This window comes from Corynebacterium sp. (genome assembly GCF_030532965.1).
Taxonomy (GTDB): domain Bacteria; phylum Actinomycetota; class Actinomycetes; order Mycobacteriales; family Mycobacteriaceae; genus Corynebacterium.
In genome coordinates this window covers 19,594-44,103 of the sequence record NZ_JAUNKC010000004.1, presented here as the reverse complement: position 1 = coordinate 44,103, position 24,510 = coordinate 19,594, and the positions used below count along the sequence as shown (strand labels likewise).

At 53.1% G+C, this 24,510-nt stretch carries 23 protein-coding genes; 16 read left to right on the top strand and 7 right to left on the bottom strand.

What is annotated here, in order from left to right; all coding sequences use genetic code 11:
* The first annotated feature begins 64 nt into the window (after positions 1–64).
* From Q4D85_RS03245 to Q4D85_RS03215, 7 genes are read left to right on the top strand one after another with little or no spacing between them, the layout of a single operon-like run.
* On the top strand, positions 65–751 hold the full coding sequence (locus tag Q4D85_RS03245; RefSeq protein WP_303198189.1) for a metalloregulator ArsR/SmtB family transcription factor: 687 nt from the start codon (positions 65–67) through the stop codon (positions 749–751).
* A complete protein-coding gene (sufB, locus tag Q4D85_RS03240) occupies positions 748–2,169 on the top strand; it encodes a Fe-S cluster assembly protein SufB (RefSeq protein ID WP_047262109.1) in 1,422 nt (473 codons plus the stop codon). Before Q4D85_RS03245 ends, sufB begins: the two co-directional genes overlap by 4 nt.
* Positions 2,170–2,174: 5 nt before the next feature.
* Complete coding sequence (sufD, locus tag Q4D85_RS03235) at positions 2,175–3,359, top strand: Fe-S cluster assembly protein SufD (protein ID WP_303198187.1); 1,185 nt, start codon at positions 2,175–2,177, stop codon at positions 3,357–3,359.
* Between the two features lie 10 nt (positions 3,360–3,369).
* Positions 3,370–4,128 (top strand): Fe-S cluster assembly ATPase SufC, encoded by a 759-nt coding sequence (gene sufC, locus Q4D85_RS03230; RefSeq protein WP_303198186.1) that lies wholly within the window; start codon positions 3,370–3,372, stop codon positions 4,126–4,128.
* 30 nt (positions 4,129–4,158) lie between these two features.
* The gene (locus Q4D85_RS03225; RefSeq protein WP_303198185.1) at positions 4,159–5,451 is read left to right on the top strand and encodes a cysteine desulfurase; all 1,293 of its coding nucleotides are present in this window, start codon (positions 4,159–4,161) and stop codon (positions 5,449–5,451) included.
* A complete protein-coding gene (gene sufU, locus Q4D85_RS03220) occupies positions 5,448–5,900 on the top strand; it encodes a Fe-S cluster assembly sulfur transfer protein SufU (protein WP_303198182.1) in 453 nt (150 codons plus the stop codon). The genes Q4D85_RS03225 and sufU overlap by 4 nt, the downstream gene beginning before the upstream one ends.
* Entirely contained in the window at positions 5,893–6,267 is a 375-nt protein-coding gene (locus Q4D85_RS03215; protein ID WP_303198180.1) for a metal-sulfur cluster assembly factor, read from the top strand. Before sufU ends, Q4D85_RS03215 begins: the two co-directional genes overlap by 8 nt.
* 55 nt (positions 6,268–6,322) lie before the next feature.
* Here Q4D85_RS03215 and Q4D85_RS03210 read toward each other — a convergent pair whose 3' ends face one another.
* Positions 6,323–7,360 (bottom strand): HNH endonuclease signature motif containing protein, encoded by a 1,038-nt coding sequence (locus Q4D85_RS03210; protein WP_303198179.1) that lies wholly within the window; start codon positions 7,358–7,360, stop codon positions 6,323–6,325.
* 293 nt (positions 7,361–7,653) lie between these two features.
* Between Q4D85_RS03210 and Q4D85_RS03205 the strand changes: the two genes are divergently transcribed.
* Positions 7,654–9,285 (top strand): ABC-F family ATP-binding cassette domain-containing protein, encoded by a 1,632-nt coding sequence (locus Q4D85_RS03205; RefSeq protein ID WP_303198178.1) that lies wholly within the window; start codon positions 7,654–7,656, stop codon positions 9,283–9,285.
* 18 nt (positions 9,286–9,303) lie between these two features.
* Positions 9,304–9,510 carry a hypothetical protein gene (locus tag Q4D85_RS03200; protein WP_303198177.1) on the top strand — a complete coding sequence of 69 codons (207 nt, stop codon included), beginning with the start codon at positions 9,304–9,306 and terminating at the stop codon, positions 9,508–9,510.
* Here Q4D85_RS03200 and Q4D85_RS03195 read toward each other — a convergent pair.
* From Q4D85_RS03195 to acnA, 5 genes are all read right to left on the bottom strand, one after another.
* Positions 9,507–10,871 carry a PFL family protein gene (locus tag Q4D85_RS03195; protein WP_303198176.1) on the bottom strand — a complete coding sequence of 455 codons (1,365 nt, stop codon included), beginning with the start codon at positions 10,869–10,871 and terminating at the stop codon, positions 9,507–9,509. The genes Q4D85_RS03200 and Q4D85_RS03195 overlap by 4 nt on opposite strands.
* An 8-nt stretch (positions 10,872–10,879) precedes the next feature.
* Positions 10,880–11,149 (bottom strand): ACT domain-containing protein, encoded by a 270-nt coding sequence (locus tag Q4D85_RS03190; RefSeq protein WP_303198175.1) that lies wholly within the window; start codon positions 11,147–11,149, stop codon positions 10,880–10,882.
* A gap of 61 nt (positions 11,150–11,210) precedes the next feature.
* The gene (locus tag Q4D85_RS03185; protein WP_303198174.1) at positions 11,211–11,942 is read right to left on the bottom strand and encodes a glutamine amidotransferase; all 732 of its coding nucleotides are present in this window, start codon (positions 11,940–11,942) and stop codon (positions 11,211–11,213) included.
* Between the two features lie 12 nt (positions 11,943–11,954).
* Positions 11,955–12,533 (bottom strand): TetR/AcrR family transcriptional regulator, encoded by a 579-nt coding sequence (locus Q4D85_RS03180; protein WP_303198173.1) that lies wholly within the window; start codon positions 12,531–12,533, stop codon positions 11,955–11,957.
* Positions 12,534–12,630: 97 nt separating this feature from the next.
* Positions 12,631–15,405, bottom strand: coding sequence for an aconitate hydratase AcnA (acnA, locus tag Q4D85_RS03175; protein ID WP_303198172.1), 2,775 nt, complete (start codon positions 15,403–15,405; stop codon positions 12,631–12,633).
* A 309-nt stretch (positions 15,406–15,714) separates the two neighbouring features.
* Between acnA and Q4D85_RS03170 the strand changes: the two genes are divergently transcribed.
* The 3 genes from Q4D85_RS03170 to Q4D85_RS03160 all read left to right on the top strand — a co-directional run bounded on the left by Q4D85_RS03170 (position 15,715) and on the right by Q4D85_RS03160 (position 19,363).
* Positions 15,715–16,179: a DUF6676 family protein gene (locus Q4D85_RS03170; RefSeq protein WP_303198170.1), complete on the top strand. Its 465-nt coding sequence runs from the start codon at positions 15,715–15,717 to the stop codon at positions 16,177–16,179.
* Between the two features lie 328 nt (positions 16,180–16,507).
* Positions 16,508–18,199, top strand: a complete 1,692-nt coding sequence (locus Q4D85_RS03165) for a DIP1281 family NlpC/P60 protein (protein ID WP_303198286.1) — start codon at positions 16,508–16,510, stop codon at positions 18,197–18,199.
* A 72-nt stretch (positions 18,200–18,271) separates the two neighbouring features.
* Entirely contained in the window at positions 18,272–19,363 is a 1,092-nt protein-coding gene (locus Q4D85_RS03160; RefSeq protein ID WP_303198169.1) for a ferrochelatase, read from the top strand.
* Here the strand turns inward: Q4D85_RS03160 and Q4D85_RS03155 are convergent.
* Positions 19,324–20,037: a hypothetical protein gene (locus Q4D85_RS03155; protein ID WP_303198167.1), complete on the bottom strand. Its 714-nt coding sequence runs from the start codon at positions 20,035–20,037 to the stop codon at positions 19,324–19,326. The two genes, Q4D85_RS03160 and Q4D85_RS03155, sit on opposite strands and share 40 nt — an antisense overlap.
* A 29-nt stretch (positions 20,038–20,066) precedes the next feature.
* Here Q4D85_RS03155 and Q4D85_RS03150 point away from each other — a divergent pair, with 29 nt between their 5' ends.
* From Q4D85_RS03150 to Q4D85_RS03135, 4 genes are all read left to right on the top strand, one after another.
* The gene (locus Q4D85_RS03150; RefSeq protein ID WP_303198165.1) at positions 20,067–20,888 is read left to right on the top strand and encodes a DUF3097 domain-containing protein; all 822 of its coding nucleotides are present in this window, start codon (positions 20,067–20,069) and stop codon (positions 20,886–20,888) included.
* A gap of 11 nt (positions 20,889–20,899) precedes the next feature.
* Positions 20,900–21,328 carry an NfeD family protein gene (locus tag Q4D85_RS03145; RefSeq protein ID WP_303198163.1) on the top strand — a complete coding sequence of 143 codons (429 nt, stop codon included), beginning with the start codon at positions 20,900–20,902 and terminating at the stop codon, positions 21,326–21,328.
* On the top strand, positions 21,328–22,500 hold the full coding sequence (locus Q4D85_RS03140) for an SPFH domain-containing protein (protein ID WP_303198161.1): 1,173 nt from the start codon (positions 21,328–21,330) through the stop codon (positions 22,498–22,500). Before Q4D85_RS03145 ends, Q4D85_RS03140 begins: the two co-directional genes overlap by 1 nt.
* Before the next feature lie 369 nt (positions 22,501–22,869).
* Positions 22,870–24,483, top strand: a complete 1,614-nt coding sequence (locus tag Q4D85_RS03135; RefSeq protein ID WP_303198159.1) for a hypothetical protein — start codon at positions 22,870–22,872, stop codon at positions 24,481–24,483.
* Positions 24,484–24,510: the final 27 nt, after the last annotated feature.

Sequence of the window (24,510 nt, the reverse complement as noted above, 5' to 3'; positions counted from 1 at the left end):
GTAAACGACGCTACATTTAGGGAACACTAGTGTTGTCTAAAACGATAAGACCAAGGGAGGTGCTATGGTCGGTACCCAATCGGAATCACGTTCCACCGATGGGGAAACTCGGCGAGCAATCATGCTAACCATGCTGCGTGCTGGCACCATCACCGCGACCCAACTAGGGGAGACCCTCGGGCTTTCGCCGGCAGGCATTCGCCGACACCTAGACAAACTTATAGAAGACGGGCAAGCAGAGCTCTTGCCGATTCGGAAAACCAGCCACGGTTCCCGTGGCCGCCCAGCAAAAGCATTTCGGCTTACCGAAACTGGCAAAAAAACCTTCGGGCATGATTACGACTCATTAGCGGCTCAAGCCCTAGCCACCCTCCGGGAAACCGGAGGAGACGAGGCAGTCAGGGCGTTCGCGCGAAAACGCGCTGCGGACATCGTCGCGGACGTCGAAAAGCTTGACGACGCTCCCCTGGAACAAGTCGCCGAAGCCCTCGTTGACGCCTTTTCCCGCAACGGCTACGCAGCGACCATTAACAACGCAGGACACGGCGTACAAATTTGCCAGCATCACTGCCCGATATCCCAGGTAGCAGCCGAATTTCCGGAACTATGCGAGGCGGAACACGAAGCCATAGCACAATTATTGGGGCATCACGTGCAGCCGCTGGCGTCAATAGCCGACGGCCACGGCGTCTGCACCACTAATATCCCATTACTCCCCATACACTCACCCAACGAAAGGAGCGATTCATGACTCAAGCACCAATAACAGATGACGAGATCATTGAGTCCATCGGTCCCTACAACTACGGTTGGCACGACTCGGATGAAGCCGGACAAAAAGCCCGCCGCGGTCTTAACGAAGAAGTAGTACGCGATATCTCCGCCAAAAAGAACGAGCCGGAATGGATGCTTAACCAACGCCTAAAGGCGCTGGGAATATTCGACAAGAAGCCCATGCCGACCTGGGGAGCGGATTTATCCGATATCGACTTCGACAACATCAAATACTTCGTTCGCTCCACCGAAAAGCAGGCCACCAGCTGGGAAGACCTTCCAGAAGACATCAAGAACACATACGATCGTCTTGGCATTCCCGAGGCGGAAAAGCAGCGCCTGGTCGCGGGCGTCGCCGCACAGTACGAATCCGAGGTTGTATACCACCAAATCCGGGAAGACCTCGAGCGCCAAGGTGTTATCTTCCTGGACACCGATACCGCGCTGAAAGAACACGAGGAGCTATTCCGCGAATACTTCGGTACCGTTATCCCAGCTGGCGACAATAAGTTCGCCGCCCTCAATACCGCAGTGTGGTCGGGCGGTTCCTTCATCTATGTACCCAAAGGGGTCCACGTCGACATCCCTCTCCAAGCGTATTTCCGCATCAACACCGAAAACATGGGACAGTTCGAGCGTACCCTCATCATCGTTGATGAAGATGCCTACGTTCATTATGTCGAAGGTTGTACCGCGCCTATCTACAAATCCGACTCGCTGCACTCCGCGGTGGTTGAGATCATTGTGAAAAAGGGCGGACGCTGCCGCTATACGACGATTCAGAACTGGTCCAATAACGTCTACAACCTGGTGACCAAGCGCACCAAGTGCGAAGAAGGCGCCACCATGGAATGGGTCGACGGCAATATCGGCTCCAAGGTCACCATGAAATACCCTGCGGTATGGATGACCGGACCACACGCCAAAGGTGAAGTACTTTCTGTTGCATTCGCTGGCGAAGGCCAATTCCAAGACACCGGCGCAAAAATGGTGCACATGGCTCCGTACACCTCCTCGAATATCGTCAGTAAGTCAGTTGCGCGTGGTGGGGGCCGTGCCGCCTACCGGGGGTTGGTGCGGATCATGGCTAACGCACACCATTCGACCTCCAACGTCGAATGTGACGCATTGCTTGTCGATAACATCTCCCGGTCAGACACCTACCCATATAACGATATTCGCAACGATCACGTGTCCCTAGGGCACGAAGCAACCGTTTCCCAAGTCTCAGAGGAACAGCTTTTCTATCTCATGTCGCGCGGCATTGAAGAAGACGAAGCGATGGCGATGATCGTACGTGGATTTGTCGAACCAATCGCAAAAGAACTCCCAATGGAATATGCACTTGAGCTCAACCGCTTAATTGAGCTTCAAATGGAAGGATCGGTGGGCTAGCCCCAATGTCAACAACAGTCAAAAACGCGACGGTCCACAATACAAAAGGCGACTTGTTCACATCTTTCGACGTTGCGGATTTCGAAGTTCCGCACGGCAAGGACGAAGTGTGGCAATTCGTACCGCTGCGCCGCCTCCGAGGATTGCACGACGGCACGTTTGCCCCAGCGACAGCTCCCATCATCACGATTGACCTGCCAGCAGACGCAGCCGGGATAACCACAGAGACTATCGAAAAGACCGATCCTCGGGTGGGCCGGGCCGGAAAGGCAGTCGATCGCACCAGTGCGCAAGCTTTCACCTCTGCGGACTTCGCCCACCTCATCACGTTTAAAGCAGACACCACCCACACCGAACCTGTAGAAATCACTACCTTCGGTGCAGGTCTTGACGGAACCTCGTTTGCCCACATCATCATTGAAACTGAAGTCGGTGCCGAAGCGGTGGTGGACCTTCGCTACAAAGGGGTGGGCACACACGCGGACAACATTGAATTTGTCTTAGGAGACAATTCAAAACTAACAGTCATCGTTGACGCTTCGTGGGACGACGAAACCGTGCACCTGTCCGGTCAAACCGCAATCCTCGGCCGCGATGCAACTCTTCGGCATTCAACCGCGGTATTCGGTGGCGACGTCGTCCGAATCGTTCCACGCGTCAAATTCACAGCTCCCGGTGGTGACGCAGAAATGCTCGGCGTTTACTTCGCCGACGATGGGCAGTTTTTCGAACAACGACTCCTCGTCGACCACGCAGTGCCGAACTGCCGCTCCAATGTCCTTTACAAAGGCGCCCTCCAAGCGGATCCCCACTCTGACAAACCAGAAGCCCGCACCGCTTGGGTAGGAGATGTACTCATTCGATCGAATGCCCAAGGAACCGACACCTACGAAGCGAACCGAAACCTGGTTCTCACCGAGGGTGCTCGCGCAGATGCAGTTCCAAACCTTGAAATCGAAACCGGTGAAATCGCAGGTGCTGGCCACGCCGCAACAGTAGGACGATTCGACGACGAGCAAGAATTCTACCTTCGCTCCCGCGGAATCCCACCGGAAGAAGCACGCCGACTTATCGTTCGTGGCTTCTTCTCTGAAGTCATCGGGCGCATTCCCGTAGCAAGCATCCGCGACGAACTCGAAAATCGCGTGGCAGCGGAACTCGAAACCCTCACCACCCGTACAAACAAATAAAGGAACGTCCATGAGCACTCTTGAAATCAAAAATCTTCACGCCCAGGTAATCCCCGCCGACGAAAACGCGGAACCAAAGCCAATCCTCAAAGGCGTAAACCTCACCATCAAGTCCGGCGAAACCCATGCCATCATGGGGCCTAATGGATCCGGAAAATCAACGCTCGCCTACACCCTTGCAGGCCACCCACGGTATGAAATTACTGAAGGCGAAGTGCTACTCGACGGCACTAACATCCTGGAGCTCGATGTCGACGAACGCGCTCGGGCAGGACTTTTCCTGGCGATGCAGTACCCGACTGAAATCCCCGGCGTTTCCATGGCTAACTTCTTGCGCACCGCTGCAACCGCGATTCGGGGCGAAGCACCCAAACTGCGCACCTGGATCAAAGAAGTAAAAGAAGCCCAGGACAAGCTTCACATCGACAAGGCCTTCTCCGAGCGTTCGGTCAACGAAGGCTTCTCTGGTGGTGAAAAGAAGCGCCACGAAGTCCTGCAGCTCGACCTACTCAAACCAAAATTCGCAGTAATGGACGAAACCGACTCCGGTCTTGACGTTGACGCGCTACGAATCGTCTCCGAAGGAATCAACCGATACCAGGCGGAAACCAACGGCGGCATTCTCATGATCACCCACTACAAGCGCATCCTCAACTACGTAAAACCAGACTACGTCCACGTATTCGCTAACGGTAAAATCATCACCTCGGGCGGACCGGAGCTTGCCGACGAACTCGAAGCACACGGCTACGACAAGTTTCTGGTTTAACCCTCCGAGAAATTAAGGACCCGCACGCACATGTCCAAGTATCTCCTCAACGATGGTGAATTGAACACCACCGCCATTCGTGAACAATTCCCCATCTTGAGCAGAACAGTTAGGGATAATAAGCCGCTGATCTACCTAGACTCAGGGGCGACAAGTCAGCGTCCACAGTCTGTCTGGGACGCTGAACAAAACTTCGTCCTGCACACCTTCGCGCCTGTTCACCGAGGTGCCTACCAACTTGCCGAAGAAGCAACGGATCAATATGAACTCGCCCGCGAGAAAATCGCGGAATTCGTAGGTGCAGAAACGGATGAAATCGTCTTTACGAAAAACGCCACCGAAGCGCTCAACTTAGTGGCATTCACTCTCGGAGATCCTCGGGCGCAACAATTGCGGGTCTCGGAGAAAGACACAGTGGTTGTCACGGAACTTGAGCACCATGCAAACTTGGTTCCCTGGCAAGAACTTTGTGAGCGCACAGGAGCAACCCTCAAGTGGTTCAAAGCCACAGACGACGGCCGGATTGATTTATCATCGCTTACCCTCGATTCTTCTGTGAAAGTGGTCGCTTTTACCCACCAATCCAATGTAACGGGGGCGGTGTCGGACGTCGAAAAGCTCGTGGCTGAAGCGAAAAAAGTAGGCGCAGTCACAGTACTAGACGCCTGCCAATCAGTGCCGCACATGCCAGTGAACTTTCATGAGTTAGGCGTGGATTTCGCGGCATTTTCCGCGCACAAGATGTGCGGCCCCTCCGGTGTGGGTGTCCTGTATGGGCGAAACGAAATACTCAACATTCTTCCGCCATTTCTTACCGGTGGATCAATGATTGAAGTAGTCACGATGGAAAAAACTACGTTTGCTAGCCCGCCGCAGCGTTTCGAAGCTGGGACGCAGATGACCAGTCAGGTCGTAGCTCTTGGTGCAGCTGTCGACTTCCTCCAAGAAATCGGGATGGAAAACGTAGCCCGCCACGAGAAACAACTGACCAGCTATGCATTAGACAAACTGTCAACGCTGCCTGGCGTCAAAATCATCGGCCCAACAACGGCTGATGACCGTGGTAGTGCAATAAGTTTCACTGTCGACGGCATCCATCCACATGACCTTGGCCAAGTGTTAGATGACCACGGAATCTGCATCAGAGTTGGGCATCACTGTGCATGGCCAATTCATCGAAGCTTGGGGGCACAGTCAACGGCTAGGGCGTCGTTCTATGTTTACAACACCCTCCAAGAAATAGATGCGCTCATTGCGGCAATCCTTAAGGCGAGGGAGTTTTTCGGAGTCGCTGAGATGTCCGAGGAGGTACGTGGAAAGTGAATCTTGAGTCAATGTATCAAGAGGTTATTCTTGATCACTACAAAAACCCCAGTCATTCTGGCCTAAGAGATCCATTTAACTCCGAGGTTCACCATGTCAATCCATCCTGCGGCGATGAATTAACGTTACGACTGACACTGACAGATGACTTCTCCGAAATCGTTGATGTTTCTTACCATGCCGAAGGCTGCTCCATCTCTCAAGCATCAACCTCTGTGATGGCAGAAGAGATCATCGGAAAGCCAGTGTCAGAGGCGTTAGCGAAACTCGAAGAGTTCGAAAAGATGATTACTTCTCGGGGCCAGTACATAGGCAACGATGAAATCATTGGAGACGGAATCGCTTTCGGTGGTGTTTCCAAGTACCCCGCTCGGGTGAAATGTGCACTACTCGGCTGGAAAGCATTTGAAGCAGCGTTATCAGAAGCATTGGAGAAGGAAAATGAGTGAAGAATTAAAAGATGATTTCTCGGAGGGGAAACCAGAACAAACTCCGGAGGATCTCGCGAAAATCTACGACATTGAAGAATATATGCGTGATGTCATCGATCCGGAATTGGGCATTAACGTCGTTGACCTGGGTCTCGTCTACGATATTTGGATTGAAGATGGTGTGAAAGCTCACGTCAATATGACGTTGACCAGTCCAGCTTGTCCGCTCACCGATGTCTTGGAGGAGCAAGTACAAATGGCGGTCGGCAGTTCTGGAATCGTTGATTCAGTCGAGCTTCATTGGGTTTGGTCACCGCCATGGAGTGCACACATGATCACCGAGGAAGGGCGCGAGCAACTGCGCGCCATGGGATTCAGCGTGTAAAAGTGCATGGCTATTGGGGCCACGTCCGTGCGGGCGCGGCCCTTTCGTTTTGGCGCTAGTAGGTCTCAGCTCTGAGATATGCGAGCCAGCGCCGTATTCCTTTGAGCGCCACCGGACTTCGGTTGAATTCCAATGGGCTGGTTGGATTGCGGCGATATCCGAGGATTCCGGTGATTGGGTCGATTTCTATTCGACCGTTTTTGGGTTTATTCGGGTTATCGTCGTTTCGCCCGTTGTGGGTGGCGCATAGTGGGGCATAGTTTTCTTGAATGGTAGGTCCACCTCTGGAAGCTGCTTCGATGTGGTGTCCTTGGCAGGTTTTTGCGGGTTTGTCGCAATCGGGGTGGGCGCATAGGGGATGCTCGATGGTCCCGATGAAGCGTTGGTGTTGGTCAAAGAACCGTTGTGTGGCATATGTGGCTACGTGTTGGTAGTGGCCGCGTTCCGTGAGACAGTATGCAACTGCGTAGCCGTAGGGTTGGAGTTGGCGGTTGACAAGTTGTTGCATGTCAACGAGTGCTCCTGTTGTTGTGGCTACTTTTCCGTCTTGGTAGTACCGGTATGTGGGGTCGAGTGGGATGACAAAGCAATCGCGGTAGGGAAGGTATGGGTCTGCGTCGGTTGGGGTTGTGGTTTTGTTGCCGCATACTTTGTTGTAGAGGGCATAGAACATGGCCTCGGAGGGCTTCATGTGTGGTTTTCTGATCCGTTGCGCTACGGTTACCAGTTCCGCTTCAATCGCGGCGACGAGCTCGGCGGGACCCGCGCCTTGGAGATAGCAGAGGTTGTTGGGGTCTGGCGTGCGGTTAAAAGCTAACCTCGGTTTGTGGGGGCGCGAATGTCCGTCGTTAAGCGTAGCGATCGTCGTCGTCACGTGTTTCTTTAGTTCGTGGGGTTTGGTCGTTGTGGCATGGCTAACGAGTTCTTTGCCCAGTTTTTGCTTGTCGACGCCCGGTGCGCGCAGTCTATTGATCCCGGAAGCAATAATATCTAATTCATCAAAGCTTGTTTGATGTGCCACCGCTTCTCGGAGGGTGTCGATTCCGAGAACGGTCGTGATCCAGATGAATCGACGAGCGTGCGCTGGGGTCATTTTTCCCCAACGAATAAGGTCAGTTTCCGATAAATTTTGTTGGGCAACATGGAGAAGAAGCTCCGCTTCTTCGCGAGCTCGCCTTTCCAAGATCTGTTGCACCGGGGTCATATTTCCAGCTTAAAGCCGGAATTTTCTGCACCGCAACATCGGGTAGTGTCAGCCTGTGAGTTTTTCTCGGAGGGGGCGGATTTTATCCACATTTTGCAACTTGGCAGTCTTTTTCCTTGACACGAATGCTCTCGGTGGGTATTTTATATTCCTTTTTGCAATCGATGATAGGATTTCCGCTTGTGATTGTGACGAATGACTTTGAGGTCCGGGTCGGTGCACGTACGTTGTTGCAGGCACCTGGTCAACAACTGCGGGTTCAGCCAGGCGACCGAATTGGCTTGGTTGGCCGTAATGGTGCGGGTAAAACCACGACTATGCGGGTGCTGGCAGGGGAGACTCAACCGTATGGGGGTTCGGTTACTTCGTCGGGCGAGATCGGATATTTGCCGCAGGATTCCCGGGAGGGGAATGTTGAGCAAACGGCGCGTGACCGGGTGCTGTCTGCTCGTGGGCTGGATTCGATCTTGCGAAATATGGATCGTCAGCAGGAGATCATGGAGACGACTGTTGACGATAAAAAGCGAGATCAGGCGATCAAGAAATATGCCCGCTTGGAGGAGCGTTATCATTCCTTGGGCGGCTACGAAGCCAACGCTGAGTGTGCGCAGATTTGCGATAGCTTGGGGCTTCCAGAGCGAGTGCTAGACCAGAAACTAAAGACTCTTTCTGGTGGGCAACGCCGACGGGTGGAGCTGGCGCAAATTCTCTTTGCTGCTTCGGCGGGTTCCGGTAAATCGCAGACGACTCTGCTCTTGGACGAGCCAACGAACCACCTCGATGCTGATTCCATTACGTGGCTGAGAGAGTTTCTGTCAAAGCACGAGGGTGGATTGATCATGATCAGCCACGATGTGGATTTGCTTGACGCAGTATGTAACAAGATTTGGTTCTTGGATGCAGTACGAGCTGAGGCAGACGTCTACAACATGGGTTTCAAAAAGTATCTTGATGCCCGGGCAACAGATGAGGCCCGTCGAAGGCGCGAACGGGCGAATGCGGAAAAGAAGGCGGCGGCGCTGAAAGACCAGGCTGCCCGCTTGGGCGCTAAGGCAACCAAAGCTGCGGCTGCAAAGCAGATGCTGGCTCGTGCGGAAAGAATGATGAATTTGCTTGACGACGTCCGGGTCGCAGATCGCGTGGCACACATCAAATTCCCGGAGCCGCAAGCCTGCGGTAAAACCCCACTCCATGCGACGGGGCTGACCAAAATGTATGGGTCGCTTGAGGTTTTCGCCGGTGTCGATTTGGCGATCGACAAGGGCTCACGGGTCGTCGTACTGGGTTACAACGGTGCGGGCAAAACGACGCTATTGAAGTTGCTTGCTGGAGTGGAGCGCACGGATGGCGAGGGCGGAATTGTCACCGGGCACGGGCTAAAAATTGGGTATTTTGCGCAGGAACACGACACGATTAACCCGGACAAATCGGTCTGGGAGAACACGGTTTTAGCTTGTCCGGAGGCAGGCGAGCAGGATTTACGTGGATTGCTGGGGGCGTTCATGTTTTCGGGTGAGCAACTGGACCAGCCAGCTGGAACTCTTTCTGGAGGTGAGAAAACTCGGCTCGCTCTGGCCGCATTGGTCAGCTCACGCGCAAACGTGTTGCTGTTGGATGAACCGACTAATAACCTCGATCCGGTTTCGCGAGAGCAGGTTCTTGACGCATTACGAACCTACACGGGCGCGGTGGTGTTGGTGACCCACGATCCGGGCGCGGTGAAGGCATTACAGCCCGAGCGTGTTATCGTTTTACCGGACGGGGACGAAGATTTGTGGAATGACGAGTATTTGGAACTGGTGGAGCTGGCATAGCCATTAAACTGGAATGCTATGAAGAAGTTTTTGATCGGCGTCGCGATCGTGGATATCGTCGCAAAGCTTGCGGCGTGGCACTTTCTCTATCATCTGCCCAAAGAACGTATCAAGGGGTCGAAACGAAAGTGGTTTGGGATCACTCTCATTGATGTGGTCGGGCCGATTGCATTCTTAGCCGCAGGAAGAAAACCCTCCGAGAATTTCTCGGAGGGTAGCGACTAATTTCGGAAACCGTGGACCGGCGCGGGAATGAATCCGCCTCGGTTAATGAAGTCGGAATTATCGACATTTGAGACGGGGATAACCGGAGCGTATCCCAGTAATCCGCCGAAATTTACTTCGTCGCCAGGCTTCGTGCCAGGAACCGGAATCACGCGAACAGCAGTGGTTTTGTGGTTCATCACGCCAATTGCGGCTTCGTCGGCAATCATTCCTGCGATGAGTTCCGCGCTGGTATCTCCCGGGATTGCCACCATATCGAGCCCCACCGAACAGATGGCGGTCATAGCCTCTAACTTATCGATGGTGATGTTTCCGGCACGTACCGCATCGATCATGCCTTTATCCTCGGAGACGGGGATGAAGGAACCTGATAATCCGCCAACCCGGGAACATGCCATCATTCCGCCTTTCTTGACGGCGTCGTTAAGCAGCGCGAGCGCGGCGGTGGTACCGTGGGTGCCTACCTGTGCCAGTCCCATATGCTCCATAATGTGTGCGACAGAGTCACCTAACTCCGCGGTAGGCGCTAGCGAAAGGTCGACGATACCGAATGGCACGCCGAGCCGTGCCGACGCCATGGTTCCGACTAGTTGGCCGGCTCGAGTGATTTTGAATGCTGCTTTTTTAATCGCTTCGGCGACTTCATCGAGGCTGGCACCGTCGAGATCGCCCAGGGCGCGATTGACTACGCCGGGTCCAGAAACTCCGACGGAAACCACACAATCAGGTTCCTCGATGCCGTGGAAAGCTCCTGCCATGAAGGGATTATCACCGACAGCATTGGCGAAAACGACGAGTTTGGCGCATGCGATAGCTGAGTTATCTTTAGTCAGCTCTGCTGCTTCTTTGATAACATGCCCCATGGTGCGCACCGCATCCATGTTGATTCCGGCGCGTGACGAGCCGATGTTCACGGAGGAGCACACAACTTCGGTTTCGCTAAGAGCTTCGGGAATGGACGCGATCAGGCGGCGATCACCTTCCGTCATTCCTTTTTCGACGATCGCGGAGTAACCCCCGATAAAGTTGACCCCAACGTTGGTTGCCGCACGATTAAGGGCATGCGCGAGGGCGACGGGGGAGCCGGGAACAGATTGTGCGATCAGCGAAATCGGGGTGACGGAGATTCGTTTATTAACGATCGGGATGCCCAGTTCCCGTTCAATGTCTTCACAGATCGGCACCAGCGATTGCGCCTGGGTGGAGATCTTCGCGATAACGGCGTCGCAGGTTTCCTCCATGGTGCCGCGGACGCAATCTAAGAGGGAAATTCCCATTGTTACCGTGCGGATGTCCAGCCGGTATTTTTCGATCATTTCGATCGTTTCAATGATGTTGGCGGAAGAGTGATGAAAAACCATGATGCGTCTTAGATAATATTCATTGCGTCGAAAATAGCCTGCGATTGGATCCTAATAACCAGCTTTTCTTGCTGTTCAACGGCGGCCATTTTTTCTTGAATGGTGGCGATATCGACGTCGTTTTCGTCGAATGCGACGTGAAGGATCATGGTGAAATAATCACCCATGAGAGTTTGGGAAACGTTGTGGATGTTGACATTGAGTTCCGCACAGGCGGTCGATACCGCAGCGATAATACCTGTGTGGTCAATGCCGGTCACTGTCATGATGGCAAACATGGATTACATGGTACGCCGTATCGTGCGGTTTTCAGCAATTGATGCTTGCTTTTCGACGCAATCACGCTGCAGAACGCCGACAGTAGGCATAAAAATTGCGTACCAATTGGTGCGCGGAACTGGTGTCGATGCCTGGCAGAGTAGCCACGATTTTTTCATAATCGTCCGGCGAGAAATAACCGGAATTCATGAAAAATTTCATCCGCACTTCCATCGCATGAGCGTCCATTTCACCGTGAAACTGCGACGCCCAAATGTTATCACGGTACCGAATCAACTGATAGGGACAGGTTGGCCCGGAAGCCAGCACAGTTACCTCAGGGCCAACGGAAGCCACCGATTCTTTATGCCCAGAAAGCCCCTGGAAGACCTGGGGCAACCCGACACACAGCGGATCCGTACCGGCGGCTTCTTCCAAAGTGATCGTCGAACCCCCAGTTTCTTCCGGGTGAGATTGGTCAACCGAACCACCGGTTTCTGCTGCTAACCACCCAAGGCCAAAACACACGAAAAGGGTGGGAGTGGCAGATTCAATAAGTGAACGTAATTGGGCATGGACGTGGCGTTGATATTCGTCATAGGTTTCGTTTGTGACGTTAAGCGCGCTGCCGCCGACAATGATGCCGAGATAGTTTTGTGGATCTGGGACACTAACCGCGGTGGAATCAATATTAATATGAGCAATTTCCGCAGGTGAAATGCCAGTTGTGCGAATAATATCGCCTAATTCGGACTCCGCGATAGCTCGTCCAGTTGTGCCTTCCCGGAGGGATACGAAGAGGAATTGGTTCATGTCTGTTGGCTTCTACGATTGAGATTGTGAGAGATTACGCACACTGGATTCTACGATATGAAGTACTTCTTCGAGGTCTTTCGTTTCAGCTCCCGAGGCTAGCCGGGTGATGAAACCATCAAGCATCGTTTCTAGATAGGTATGAATGACGGATATATCCACGTCGTCGCGCATTTCGCCCCGGGAGGCGTTTGCTTTCAGGCGGGCACGTACCGCATCATCGAGGATTTTTTGGTGTTCGTGCCACCGCATACGAAACGATGGATCGGTACGAAGCATTTTGGTTATTTCCAGTCGTGTGGCCAACCAGTCGTAACGCTCGGGCCTCGACAACATGTCCCGCATTACTTCCACAAGTCCGTTATCTGCGACTACTTCGGCCATGCGAGCTGCATCCTCACGGGCCAAGGCAAGGAAGAGATTCTCCTTATCGCCGAAGTGATGGAAGATAGCGCCCCGAGATTTACCGGTTGCTTCCTCTAACCGCCGAACGGTTGCTCCTTCAAATCCGTGTTCTGCGAAGCAGCGACGAGCACCATCCAAGATTTCTTGGCGACGCTGAACAAGCTCCGTTGTACTGACAACTGGCATTTTCCGAAACGGCTCCTTTTTACTGCATTAATACGCGGTAATGGCGATGGGGCTGCACTTTAGAATAGGTGCAGCCCCATACCTTGCGGGCTAAAGATTAGCTCTTAGCCATGTTTCGCAGAACGTACTGCAAAATACCACCGTTGCGGTAGTAATCAGCTTCACCTGGGGTATCGATGCGGACGATTGCGTCGAATTCAACGACATCACCCGAATCCTTGGTGGCGGTCACATGGACGGTCTTTGGAGTGACTCCGGTATTGAGCTCCTCAATACCGGTGATGTCGAAGGTTTCGGTACCGTCGAGACCCAAAGACTCATGGGATTCGCCAGCAGGGAACTGCAGTGGGATAACGCCCATACCGATCAAGTTCGAACGGTGAATACGCTCGAAGGATTCGGTAATCACAGCCTTAACACCAAGCAGGTTGGTGCCCTTCGCTGCCCAGTCGCGGGAAGAACCGGTGCCGTACTCTTTACCACCGAGAACAACCAGCGGAATTCCTGCGGCCTTGTAGTTTTCACATGCATCGAAAATGAATGCCTGTGGCGCACCTTCCTGAGTGAAGTCGCGAGTGTAGCCACCAGTGACGTCGACAAGCTGGTTCTGCAACCGGATGTTTGCAAAGGTGCCGCGCATCATAACTTCGTGGTTACCACGGCGGGAACCCAGCGAGTTGTAATCCTGGCGAGCAACACCGTTAGCGTCCAGGTATTGCGCAGCAGGCGTGCCAGGCTTGATGGAAGAAGCAGGGGAGATGTGGTCAGTGGTGACAGAATCGCCCAGCTTTGCCAGAACGCGTGCGCCCTTGATGTCGGTGACTGGTTCTGGGTCCATGGTCATGCCATCGAAATACGGTGCCTTGCGGATGTAGGTGGAAGACTCATCCCAGTCGAAGGTCTTACCGGTTGGGATCTCCAGTGCTTGCCACTGAGCGTCCCCCTTGAATACGTCAGCGTAATCAGCTTCATAGAGCTCACGAGTGATGCATTCAGCGATGGTGTCTTCGATTTCCTGGGTGGATGGCCAGATGTCCTTCAAGAAAACGTCGTTTCCATCCTGATCCCTGCCAAGCGGCTGAGTTTCAAAATCGAAGTCCATGGTTCCAGCGATGGCGTAAGCGATAACCATGATCGGGGATGCCAGGTAGTTCATCTTGACATCCGGCGAAATACGGCCTTCGAAGTTACGGTTACCGGACAGAACTGCGGTCGCGGTGAGGTCGTGCTCATTGATGGCTGCAGAGACTTCTTCTGGAAGAGGACCTGAGTTACCAATACAGGAGGTGCAACCGAAGCCAGCGAGGTAGAAACCGAGAGCCTCGAGGTCCTTCCACAGGTCCGCGCGCTGGTAGTAGCCGTCAACAACCTGGGAGCCAGGTGCGCAGATGGTCTTAACCCATGGCTTAGCCTTCAGACCCTTTTCGGCTGCCTTGCGGGCGATCAAACCAGCACCAACCATAACGGATGGGTTGGAGGTGTTGGTACAGGATGTGATGGAGGCGATGGCTACCATGCCGTGGTCGAGGGTGTACTCGCCACCGTTAGGCGATTCGACGACAACTGGACGCGACGGACGGCCTTCAGCCCCGTCTGCTGCGGATTCACCGTTTCCAGCCTGGGAGGAGTTGAAGTTAGGTGCGAAGTCGCCAGCCAGCTTCACTGGAGCTACGGTCTCGGTATCCGTGGTGTAGTTCGGAAGATCCTTGCGGAACTGCACCTTGGCTTCCGACTGCAGGATACGGTCCTGTGGGCGCTTAGGGCCAGCAAGAGATGGAACAACGGTGGACAGATCCAGCTCAAGGTACTCAGAGTACTGTGGTTCCGGAGCATCGTATTCCAACCACATGCCCTGTGCCTTGGCATATGCCTCAACGAGAGCGATCTGCTCTTCTGGTCGGCCAGTCAAGTGGAGGTACTTGGTGGTTTCTTCGTCAATTGGGAAGATCGCACAGGTGGAGCCGAACTCAGGGGACATGTTGCCGATGGTCGCGCGGTTAGCCAATGGGATGGACTTCACACCATTGCCATAGAATTCCACGAACTTCTGTACCACGCCGTGGTCACGCAGCATTTCTGTGATGGTGAGCACCACGTCGGTGGCGGTCACGCCGGTCGGGATCTCGCCCGTGAGCTTGAAGCCGACAACCTTTGGAATAAGCATAGATACTGGCTGGCCGAGCATCGCAGCTTCGGCCTCAATGCCGCCCACACCCCAGCCGAGGATACCGAGGCCGTTTTCCATGGTGGTGTGAGAGTCGGTACCAATACAGGTATCTGGGTACGCCAAACCATTGTTATCAAAGACAACGCGTGCCAAATACTCGATGTTTACCTGGTGAACGATGCCGGTTCCCGGAGGGACAACTCGGAAGTTAGAGAAGTTCTCTGCACCCCAACGAAGGAACTGGTAGCGCTCCTCATTGCGCTCGTATTCGATATCAACGTTTTGCTTCAGCGCTTCTGGGTTACCGAATGCCTCAACAATGACTGAGTGGTCGATGACCATTTCAGCGGGATTGAGCGGGTTAACCTTATCGGGGTCACCGCCTAAGGTCTTAACTGCTTCACGCATGGTTGCTAAGTCGACCACGCATGGTACACCGGTGAAGTCCTGCATCAACACCCGGGCTGGGGTGAACTGGATTTCAATGCTTGGCTCCGCAGTTGGATCCCAGTTAGCGATTGCTTCAATGTGTTCAGTGGTGATGTTTGCACCATCTTCGGTGCGAAGCAGGTTCTCGCCAAGAACCTTAAGGGAGTATGGCAGTTTCTCCATGCCGGGCACTGCATTGAGAGCGAAATAGTCATATGACTTGTCGCCCACCTGCAGGGTGCTCTTAGCGTTGAAGGAGTTCTTGCTTTCAGTCACGTTGAGCTCCGATTCCTTAATATTTAAGTTGTTGCTTCTACGCCACAACTGGGTGAAGTTGCGGACGGACGTAGCTAACCGCCCGTCGCCTGACGCTCATTCTAACAGTACGGGCGTTCTGTTGCTTAATTTTGCGAGGGTTTTTAACGACTTCCATGCGCGGTTGTGGCGTTATGACGGCAAATTAGCTGCAATTATGGTGGCGTTGCATGGTTTTGTCTTGGATGAAGCCGGCCAGGGTTTAGTATTGAAAGCTATATCTGTTACCCACTTAAAGGGGGTAACACGCGAAGGTGAAGGGAATAAGGCGTGATTCCAGAAAATGTCCATATCGCAGATTTAAGCGCCCAACTTTCAGAAGACGGCGTCGGGATGGTCGCACCCGATCCCGTTTTGCATGAGGAAATGGCCTCGGCACTTAAGTATGCCGAATCGGTGGGCATCGATGATGCCGGAATAGTGGTGTTGCCTGAAGCGTTGGCGCAACCCGCGGACCATCGCGATATCGCTCAAGAGTTATTGAACGGCGGAGATCTTAACCTCGTGATCGTCCAGTCCCCAGGCGGAGGTGCAGCGGTAGCGCACAGCCTAAGCCGTGCAGAGCTTGAGGCGGCAGAAGCGAGCCTTTTTTCGGGAGTTGATTTCAGCACCGGATTGCGAATGTTCTTTGACGACTTGACATCTAATGCTGTTCCGACGGTTTCGTTTTTGGCGATTCTGGTTGGATTGTTTCTGGTGGGGTTGGCCGCTACTGCTGTAAAAGTCAAGATCTGACGCTTGATTTATCGTATTTATCGGCGTGATTATGTGGAAGGCTTCGCGTAACACGCCGATTTACTCGTTTTTGTGTCGAATATCACAGATCGGGTTACCGTTTCGCTAACGTCAAGGTCAGTGGGGTTAATGTTACTTGTGTTATTTGCGTTAATTAAAGGTAAATAGTTAATGAATAGTGCAAAAAGGGGTCAAAGTGCACTATGGTTTTATTATCGACTCAAGGGTCGATGCTTGAAACTTGACTGATACTCGAACATGTGGGGAAGCACGTTGCGGGTATTCCGAGGTACATTCAGGAGCATTTGTGATTAAATTCCGCCGTGCCATGGCAATTACGTGCGCGCTCGCATGCGTCGCCACATCGACCCCGGTGCTCGCTCAACCTATCAATCCAAGTGATAGTGAGATAGCGCAGGCCAACGGTGAAGTGGCAACTGCCGAAACCAATGTAGCGTCCTTAATTTCCACCATTTCTCAATCTGATGCGGAAATCGCAACACTAGAGATGCGAATGGGCGGATTGCGAGAAGCCGTCAATAAGGCATTGGTGGATTTACACGATGCTCAAACGAACGCAGAGCAGGCCCGACAGGGGGTTACTGCTGCCCGCGACAAACTGGATGTCACTCAACAGTCCATTGTTGAAGCACAGCAAACTCTTGATGAGATTTCCCGCACCACCTACCGCCGTGGCTCCACCACTGTGGTAGATGGTGTTTCGGGTAAAGAGGCTTCAGAAGACTCGTTGGATCGTCAAACTTACCTGCGAACCAATGCCGTTAAGCAACGCAAGATCATTGAAGAACTTGATCGGCTTCGGACGCAACAGGCTAACGAGGAATCGATGTTGCGGGAAGCGCGCAACATCGCTGAGAAGCGAGAAGATGAGGCAAGTCAGGCCCAGTCGGCCGCTCAATCCGCTATCGAGGCTAATTCTGCCGAACTGGAACGTCGAAAAGCAGAACATGCATCTTTGATATCGGAGCGGGACAATGCCCAAAGCCGTCTCAACGAAGCACGTGGTACAGCGGCAACGCTAGAGGGACAGCGTAAAGAGTTCGAAGATTATCAGGTAGCAGAAGAAGCTCGTAAGACAGCGGAAGCGGAAGCTGCGGCTGCCGAGGAAGCACGTAAAGCGGCGGAGGCTGAGGCAGCTGAGAAAGCTGCCGCCCAGGCCGCCGCACAAGAAGAGGCTCGTAAAGCTGCCGAAGCTGAAGCAGCGGCACAAGAGGAATCCGAGCGAGCTGCGGCTGCGCAACGACGCCTTGACGCGGAGGAACAAGCTCGGGTGGCTTCTGAGGAAGCTAACGCCGCTGAAGCTACCCTGACAACGGAAAACGAAAACGCGCAGGCGGCAGCCCAAACCAATCAGAATGCTACCGATGCGGCTCAAGCAGCCGCGGCGGCTTTGATTGCTGCAACCCAGCCCGACCACGCTAGCGTTGAGGACTCTGGTACGTTAAATGCGATTCAAAACCCAAATGCACCAGCAGATAACGGGGCTTCGGCAAGCATTGTTGACGACTTGTTCGTCAGCCTGGAGAACTTAGATTCCGTTTCGCAGCAGGCTTCTTCTCAGCTAGGTGATGCAGATCGGTCCACAAAAATCGAGGCTGTAATCGCACGAGCCAGTTCTCAGATTGGCACCCCTTATGCTTGGGGTGGCGGTGACGCAAACGGTCCCACTCGAGGAATTCGAGATGGCGGTGTCGCTGACTCTCATGGTGACTTTAATAAGATCGGTTTCGACTGCTCGGGACTCGTACTATACGCATTTGCCGGCGTCGGAATCGCACTGCCGCACTACACCGGTTACCAATATCAACGGGGCACAAAGATTAGTCCGCAGGAAATCCAGCGTGGTGACTTGATTTTCTACGGCCCGAATGCGGAACATCACGTCGCTATCTATTTGGGTGACGGCACGATGCTCGAAGCGCCACAATCCGGCTCCACTGTAAAGATTTCTCCGGTACGGTGGTCTGGAATGAGCCCACACGCAGTACGGTTAATCTAAGAAAAACCCAGCCTTCTTAAGGAGGCTGGGTTTCTTCGTCTTATCGTCATTGTCCTGATAGCCTTAACACCTATGGACTCAGCCGCATCAATTCCCGTCGACGCATTACTAGTTTTAAGCTTTGGGGGGCCAGAAAAACCGGAGGATGTTCGTCCGTTTCTTGAAAATGTCACAAGGGGACGGGGCATACCAGACTCACGATTAGACGAAGTTGCAGTCCACTATCATCATTTTGACGGTTACAGCCCGCTAAACGATTGCAATCGAGAAATAATTGCCAACGTTGAATCCGTGTTGAGCAAAAAGGATCTAGCGATACCGGTTTATTTCGGAAATCGAAATTGGAAGCCGTTCGCGACCGATGTCGCATTAGAAATCGCTGCGGCTGGGCATCGAAAAGTCGCCGTTTTTGCCACGTCTGCGTGGGGTGGTTACTCCGGATGCCGTCAATACAGCGAAGATATTGATCAGATGCTCCAGCACATTCGGAATCAAACCGAAGCTGATATTGAATTCGTTAAACTACGGCAGTTTTTCGACCATCCTGAATTTATCGCGGCAAATGCCCATGCAATTCGAGACGCTTATGCTCAATTCGCCAATCAAGGGATTGAAAAGTCAGAGATTCGTTTGGTTTTTACAGCGCACTCCATCCCTGTTGTCGCTGATGAACGCTCTGGGGTGGAATCAGACGGGGCACTCTATTCGCGTCAAGTCAAAGAAACAGCGCGACTAATTGCGGCTGAGCTTGAGGTGCCGGAATTTGATGTGGTTTGGCAATCCGCTTCCGGCGACGGCTCAATACCGTGGCTCGAACCGGATATCTTGGATCACGCTGAGGATTTGAAGCGTCAAGATGTAAAAAATATCGTCGTTGCTGCCATCGGATTCATCTCAGACCACATGGAAGTCGTGTGGGACCTCGATCATGAGCTGCAAGATTTCGCTAAATCTGTCGGTCTAACGATTATTAGGGCTGCAACGGTGGGACACACACAGGAGTTCGCCGAAATGATTGTGGATCTAATTCCGGAATCGTTAGGGTTGGAGCCTGCTCGCCATATGGGCACTATCCCAAGCAAAGGATGCACCTCAAATGGTGCGCCATGCAGCACCGACTGTTGTCAGCCACCGACGCGTCGCCCCCATTCAGCAAGCGCATAGCTTACTGCTGCCATTCGTGCCTGCCGAATGTGTCGAGACAATTCCAGAAGGTAATGATCATAGCTGTGTTCGCCAAGTCGTTGGGTCACTGCCTCAACTATCGCAGTTGCTCGATCAGCGCACGCGATCAACTGGGCGGATTTTTTCGGTATACACGCAGGTAGGCCGGGCGCCTCATAAAAATCGGTTAGGGTTCCAACGAGCAGTCGAGGATTGACAACTGGAATAGGACCCGAAAGTTCGGCTTCAATAGCAGAAGCTGCAGAATTCAAAGCTTCCCGCAGGTGCGTATCAGCGTCGCCTGGCGATAAATAAACTTCGGCAGGTGGATGCCCGGCATGCTCACTCCAACCCCAGGTTGTACTACTGAGTGACAGCGCCAGGAAGCTGCTTTCGCCCGGAATAACGATCACCCCATCGTCGGCATGACTCTCGGCTATACCAAAGGGGAGGGGGTGGGCCGGGCCAGATAGCAAAACAGAAAGGGCTGGAGTGGTGGAACTAAGCTGCACTGTTGCGCGCAAGCGTGCCAATTCGTCGAAAAGCGAGGCATCTTCTGGACGCAACTGCAACTGGGTCAAGGTTTCAGATACGTCGTCGTATGATTCGTATCCATAGAGCCAAGCGCCAAGCCATATTGTTGCGTTTTGAAGCGGCGAGTAAAAGTCGATCACACACGGAATTCTAGTAGGATTAGCCAACCGTGAGAGATTACGGCGACATATTTTCTAAACCCCAAAAACCGAGCTACCCAATAGTTGCAGCGAAACCCGGCGAGGTAGTTGAAGTTCTAGCTGATGGATTTGTCGGTGCAGTTATCAACTACGAAAAAACTTACGACGGAGAATTCGTGCGGCTGCAGGATAGACGCGGAGTTGAACGCCTATTCAAGTTACGACCTGGTGCTTTTCTCATCGACGGTAACCGCCTCACTCTCACGCGGTACATCCCACCCCAGCAACCCCAACGATCAAATTCGGGTTCTACTCGGGTAGCTAACGTTCAGGCAAAGGTGGCCGCCCCCTCACGTATCTGGGTGGAAGGCGTGCACGATGCTGCGATAGTGGAGAAAATATGGGGCCACGACCTGCGAGTCGAAGGCGTAGTGGTTGAATATCTTGAAGGTTTAGATAATCTACCTGGGCAACTAGCGGAATTTAAACCAAACCCGCAACGACGTGTCGGTGTTCTTGCCGACCACCTAGTTGCTGGCTCCAAAGAGACACGGTTGACGCAAGACGTTGGCCCCGACGTCTTAGTAACGGGCCACCCGTATATCGACATTTGGGCGGCCGTGAAACCGGAACGTCTAGGGTTGCGAGCGTGGCCGGAAGTCCCCAAAGGCGAAGACTGGAAAACTGGCATATGCGCCCGGTTAGGCTGGTCAGACCCTCGCGAGGGGTGGAACCGGGTGTATAACGCAGTGAAAACCTATAAAGACATTGATTCGACGCTGATTGGTGCGGTCGAGCGCCTGGTGGATTTTGTCACCACACCTGAACTCGCCAAGGAAGACTTGCTATAAGATAGGCAAGCGTGGGCGTACTAATTTGGTTGATAGCTGGTCTGATCCTTATCGGCACGGAATTACTTGTGGGTGAGCTGACGCTGTTGATGCTGGGGCTCGCAGCCCTCGGAACCGCAGGCGTCGCTGCCTTTGATATCCCGGTGGGCGCAGAAGTAGCCGTTTTCGCCGTGTTGTCACTGTCGTTTTTGTTTTTCGTCAAACCGATGCTCAAGCGGCACATGGTGACAGAGCCTGTTCTTGATACGAGTGCGAAAGCCCTTGAAGGTACCACCGGAGTGGTGCTAGAAACCGTTTCTGGTGACTCCGGACAAATTCGCCTTGACGGTTCTATTTGGTCCGCCCGCAGCCTCGACCCCAATCATTCATTTTCTGAAGGGGAGCGGGTCAGTGTTGTTTCTATTGATGGATCAACGGCGATTATCTGGAAGGAGATCTGATGTCGTTAGGATTCCTAATCTTTCTTCTACTTGTCCTTTTACTTGTAGTTGTAACTGTTTTAAAAACTATTGTTCTCATTCCGCAAGGTGAAGCAGCGGTTATTGAACGATTGGGGCGATACACCCGCACAGTATCCGGTGGAATCACCATTTTGATTCCTTTCATCGACCGTGTGCGTGAGCGGGTCGATACCCGTGAACGTGTTGTCAGCTTCCCACCCCAAGCAGTAATTACTCAGGATAACTTGACCGTTGCGATTGATACGGTAGTCACGTTCCAGATCAACGATCCTGCGCGAGCAATTTACGGCGTGGACAACTATATTGTTGGTGTAGAACAGATTTCTGTCGCTACGCTGCGCGATGTTGTCGGTGGCATGACCTTGGAAGAAACCCTGACGTCCCGGGAAGTGATTAATCGTCGCCTTCGAGGTGAGCTTGATGCTGCCACCACCAAATGGGGACTGCGGATCTCCCGAGTTGAACTTAAAGCAATTGATCCGCCGCCATCCATCCAGCAGTCGATGGAAATGCAGATGAAAGCCGATCGGGAAAAGCGCGCGATGATCCTCACGGCTGAAGGTCGCCGCGAATCTGACATCCGTACAGCAGAAGGACAGAAACAGGCTCGCATTTTGGCGGCCGAAGGTGAAAAACACGCAGCTATTCTCCGCGCGGAAGCTGAGCGTCAGGCAGATATCCTCCGCGCCGAAGGTGCCCGAGCCGCCAAATTCCTCGAGGCGCAGGGTGAAGCCCGGGCGATCGAGAGAGTAAATGCCGCAATCCGCAAGTCTGAGATCACCCCGGAACTTCTCGCGTACCAGTATTTGGAGAAATTGCCGAAAATGGCCGAGGGGCAGGCTTCGACGATGTGGATGATCCCGAGCCAATTTGGCGATTCCTTGGAAGAGTTCGCACGTGCATTGGCAAAGAAAGGCGACGATGGTGTTTTCCGGTACGAGCCTGTCAAGCCGAGCGCCGTCGATACCGACGAAGAGGAGACGGAGGATTGGTTCACCGCTACTGCCAATCCCGAAATCGAGGCCGCGGTTGCCGCAGCGAATGCGGTAGCCCAGACACCGCTTGACGACGATCCGTTGCCCGGCGTTCAACAACCCGACCAGATTCCGCCGAACCAGTCCCTAACCGAAATTCAGCCACCGCAGCAATAACGGTGCAATCAAAAACGCGCTTGCTCTATTTGTACAAGATAGAGTGAGCGCGTTTTCGCATGGATGGATATGGCTTATGCTTCATGAGGTCCATGCCGCAAAATTGCTAATCAACTAGGTAAAACGGCAACCGCCGCTTGTGTGGTTTATGCTTTGCGACGGTAGGCGTGTGCGTCGCAAAGCAGGGCGGGGGTGGAATTTTAGTTACGGCGGTTATCTAATTGATTAGCTAAAGCTAGGTTAATGGGGGTAAGTTAAGGCAAGCCTTATAACATTCTGTGGTTATTGTGTACGGTTTTGAAGAGTGTCGGTGTCAACCAAGTACTGGCACATCACATGCTTGAACCCTCATGCTCAGGAGAAACACACATGCACAAGCTTGTTCGCTTGCCAGCACTTGCCGTGGCAACAGCAGTAGCTTTTAGCGGTACTGCAGTAGTAGCACCCGCCGATATCCCCGCAGGGGGCATCGCATTTGCCCAAGAGGCTCGGGCGAGCATCCCTGCGACGGAACTCATTGACGCACCAGCGGACGCGCAGCGCTACGCCGCAGCATACGCCACTTTTGACCAGGTGTATAAGGCTCGCGCTTATTATGCATCCGGTGCACAACGGTGGTTCACACGAGGACCTCTCGGAAATAGTCCATCTGGTTCCTGGTCCGGTCGTCACTGGGCTGAAAACGCTGCAGGTATTTCAGCAGCGGCACGGTTGATTGCAGTGCTCCAGGCTGAGAATTTTGGCGACGCTCGGACCGTCAACCTGGCGTTGCTGGGTGACAACCAGCCGGAAGCCCAAAAAGCATTTGCAGTACTTAATGCCGCAGCAACTCATTTTGAAGGGCTCCAGGCCGAAAGTGGCGATAACGCAGAGCGCGCGGCAGCGCTTAAGAAGCGTGTGGATGCTGTGACAGCTGCTCGTTCCATTGTTGATCGTTACGTTAAGCAGGATCAATTCTCTACAGCGCTGCCAGCAATGGCAGTTATTAACTACGGTGTGCCGGATGAGTGGCTAGCTCAGGGGACTTCCGGTTTCCAGCCTTCCGATTTCGCCGGCGTTGACGTTTATAAAGCCGAGTTCAATGATCAGGATCAGCGATCTACTGTTGATGCCAATGCAGTAAATGCCAACGGCCAGGCAAATGCTCGTCACTTTGGATCGAAATTTGGGCCAATAACCCCTGCTCCGGAATCCGAAGGCCAGCAGTACGACAAAATCCTCGATTCGGCAAACACCGCAAAATTCAAAGCACATTCTGTTGTTGATGAGTGGGAGAGTCGTGCTGAGAATCTCGGACTTCTCTCGGAGCTTGCAGTTTTGCGCGGTAAGACCGATGCGTTAGGCACAAAAATTCAGGAAGCTCGTAGCGCCGAGAATAAGAACATCAATGTGGCAAATGGTCTCTTAGAAGAGGCAAACGAACTGGTTCGGGAATCCGGAGAACTCCGTAAAAAGCTGGAAGCAAAACAACAGCAATACGAACTGGTGAAGGAGCAAGCTGACCAGCTGTTGGCAGCGGAGACAATTGCTCGGGTATATCCACATAAGTTGGCGGAAAAAGACCCTAAAGCCGTCGAAGGTGTAAAGGATGCTTTGGATAAACTCGCTGCTGATACTGCAAAAGCTCGCGAAGCCCTGAACAAGGTGACCACTCCTGAACAACTCACCGAAGAATTGAAGAAGAACATTGCGTCTTTGAAGAAGACAGCAGAAGACATCAAGGCCAAGGTTGATGCAGCGCCGGATAAGGAAACCGGCGGTCAGAATCCAGGCGGAAATCAAAATCCAGGAGATAACCAAAACCCTGGAGACAACCAGAAACCCGACAACGATAGCTCACAAGGCAAAAAGCTTGGCGGTGGTGCAATCGCAGGCATAGTGGTCGGAGTGCTTGCGGCTGTTGCAGCGTTGGTGGCAGCGGCAGTGCCTTTCCTTTCCAAGTTCATTCCAGGGTTAGCAGCATTAATCCCAGGTGCGCGCTAATTCTTAAGCCGCTGTTTGATTGGGCAG

Coding starts and splice junctions, on each gene's coding strand:
- Q4D85_RS03140 (WP_303198161.1), top strand. CDS start 21,328: ATGTCGTTAGGATTCCTAATCTTTCTTCTACTTGTCCTTTTACTTGTA.
- Q4D85_RS03210 (WP_303198179.1), bottom strand. CDS start 7,360: ATGACCCCAGCGCACGCTCGTCGATTCATCTGGATCACGACCGTTCTC.
- Q4D85_RS03225 (WP_303198185.1), top strand. CDS start 4,159: ATGTCCAAGTATCTCCTCAACGATGGTGAATTGAACACCACCGCCATT.
- Q4D85_RS03190 (WP_303198175.1), bottom strand. CDS start 11,149: ATGTTTGCCATCATGACAGTGACCGGCATTGACCACACAGGTATTATC.
- Q4D85_RS03160 (WP_303198169.1), top strand. CDS start 18,272: ATGGACTCAGCCGCATCAATTCCCGTCGACGCATTACTAGTTTTAAGC.
- sufD (WP_303198187.1), top strand. CDS start 2,175: ATGTCAACAACAGTCAAAAACGCGACGGTCCACAATACAAAAGGCGAC.
- Q4D85_RS03245 (WP_303198189.1), top strand. CDS start 65: ATGGTCGGTACCCAATCGGAATCACGTTCCACCGATGGGGAAACTCGG.
- Q4D85_RS03165 (WP_303198286.1), top strand. CDS start 16,508: ATGGCAATTACGTGCGCGCTCGCATGCGTCGCCACATCGACCCCGGTG.
- Q4D85_RS03200 (WP_303198177.1), top strand. CDS start 9,304: ATGAAGAAGTTTTTGATCGGCGTCGCGATCGTGGATATCGTCGCAAAG.
- Q4D85_RS03180 (WP_303198173.1), bottom strand. CDS start 12,533: ATGCCAGTTGTCAGTACAACGGAGCTTGTTCAGCGTCGCCAAGAAATC.
- sufC (WP_303198186.1), top strand. CDS start 3,370: ATGAGCACTCTTGAAATCAAAAATCTTCACGCCCAGGTAATCCCCGCC.
- sufB (WP_047262109.1), top strand. CDS start 748: ATGACTCAAGCACCAATAACAGATGACGAGATCATTGAGTCCATCGGT.
- Q4D85_RS03195 (WP_303198176.1), bottom strand. CDS start 10,871: ATGGTTTTTCATCACTCTTCCGCCAACATCATTGAAACGATCGAAATG.
- Q4D85_RS03215 (WP_303198180.1), top strand. CDS start 5,893: ATGAGTGAAGAATTAAAAGATGATTTCTCGGAGGGGAAACCAGAACAA.
- Q4D85_RS03185 (WP_303198174.1), bottom strand. CDS start 11,942: ATGAACCAATTCCTCTTCGTATCCCTCCGGGAAGGCACAACTGGACGA.
- Q4D85_RS03135 (WP_303198159.1), top strand. CDS start 22,870: ATGCACAAGCTTGTTCGCTTGCCAGCACTTGCCGTGGCAACAGCAGTA.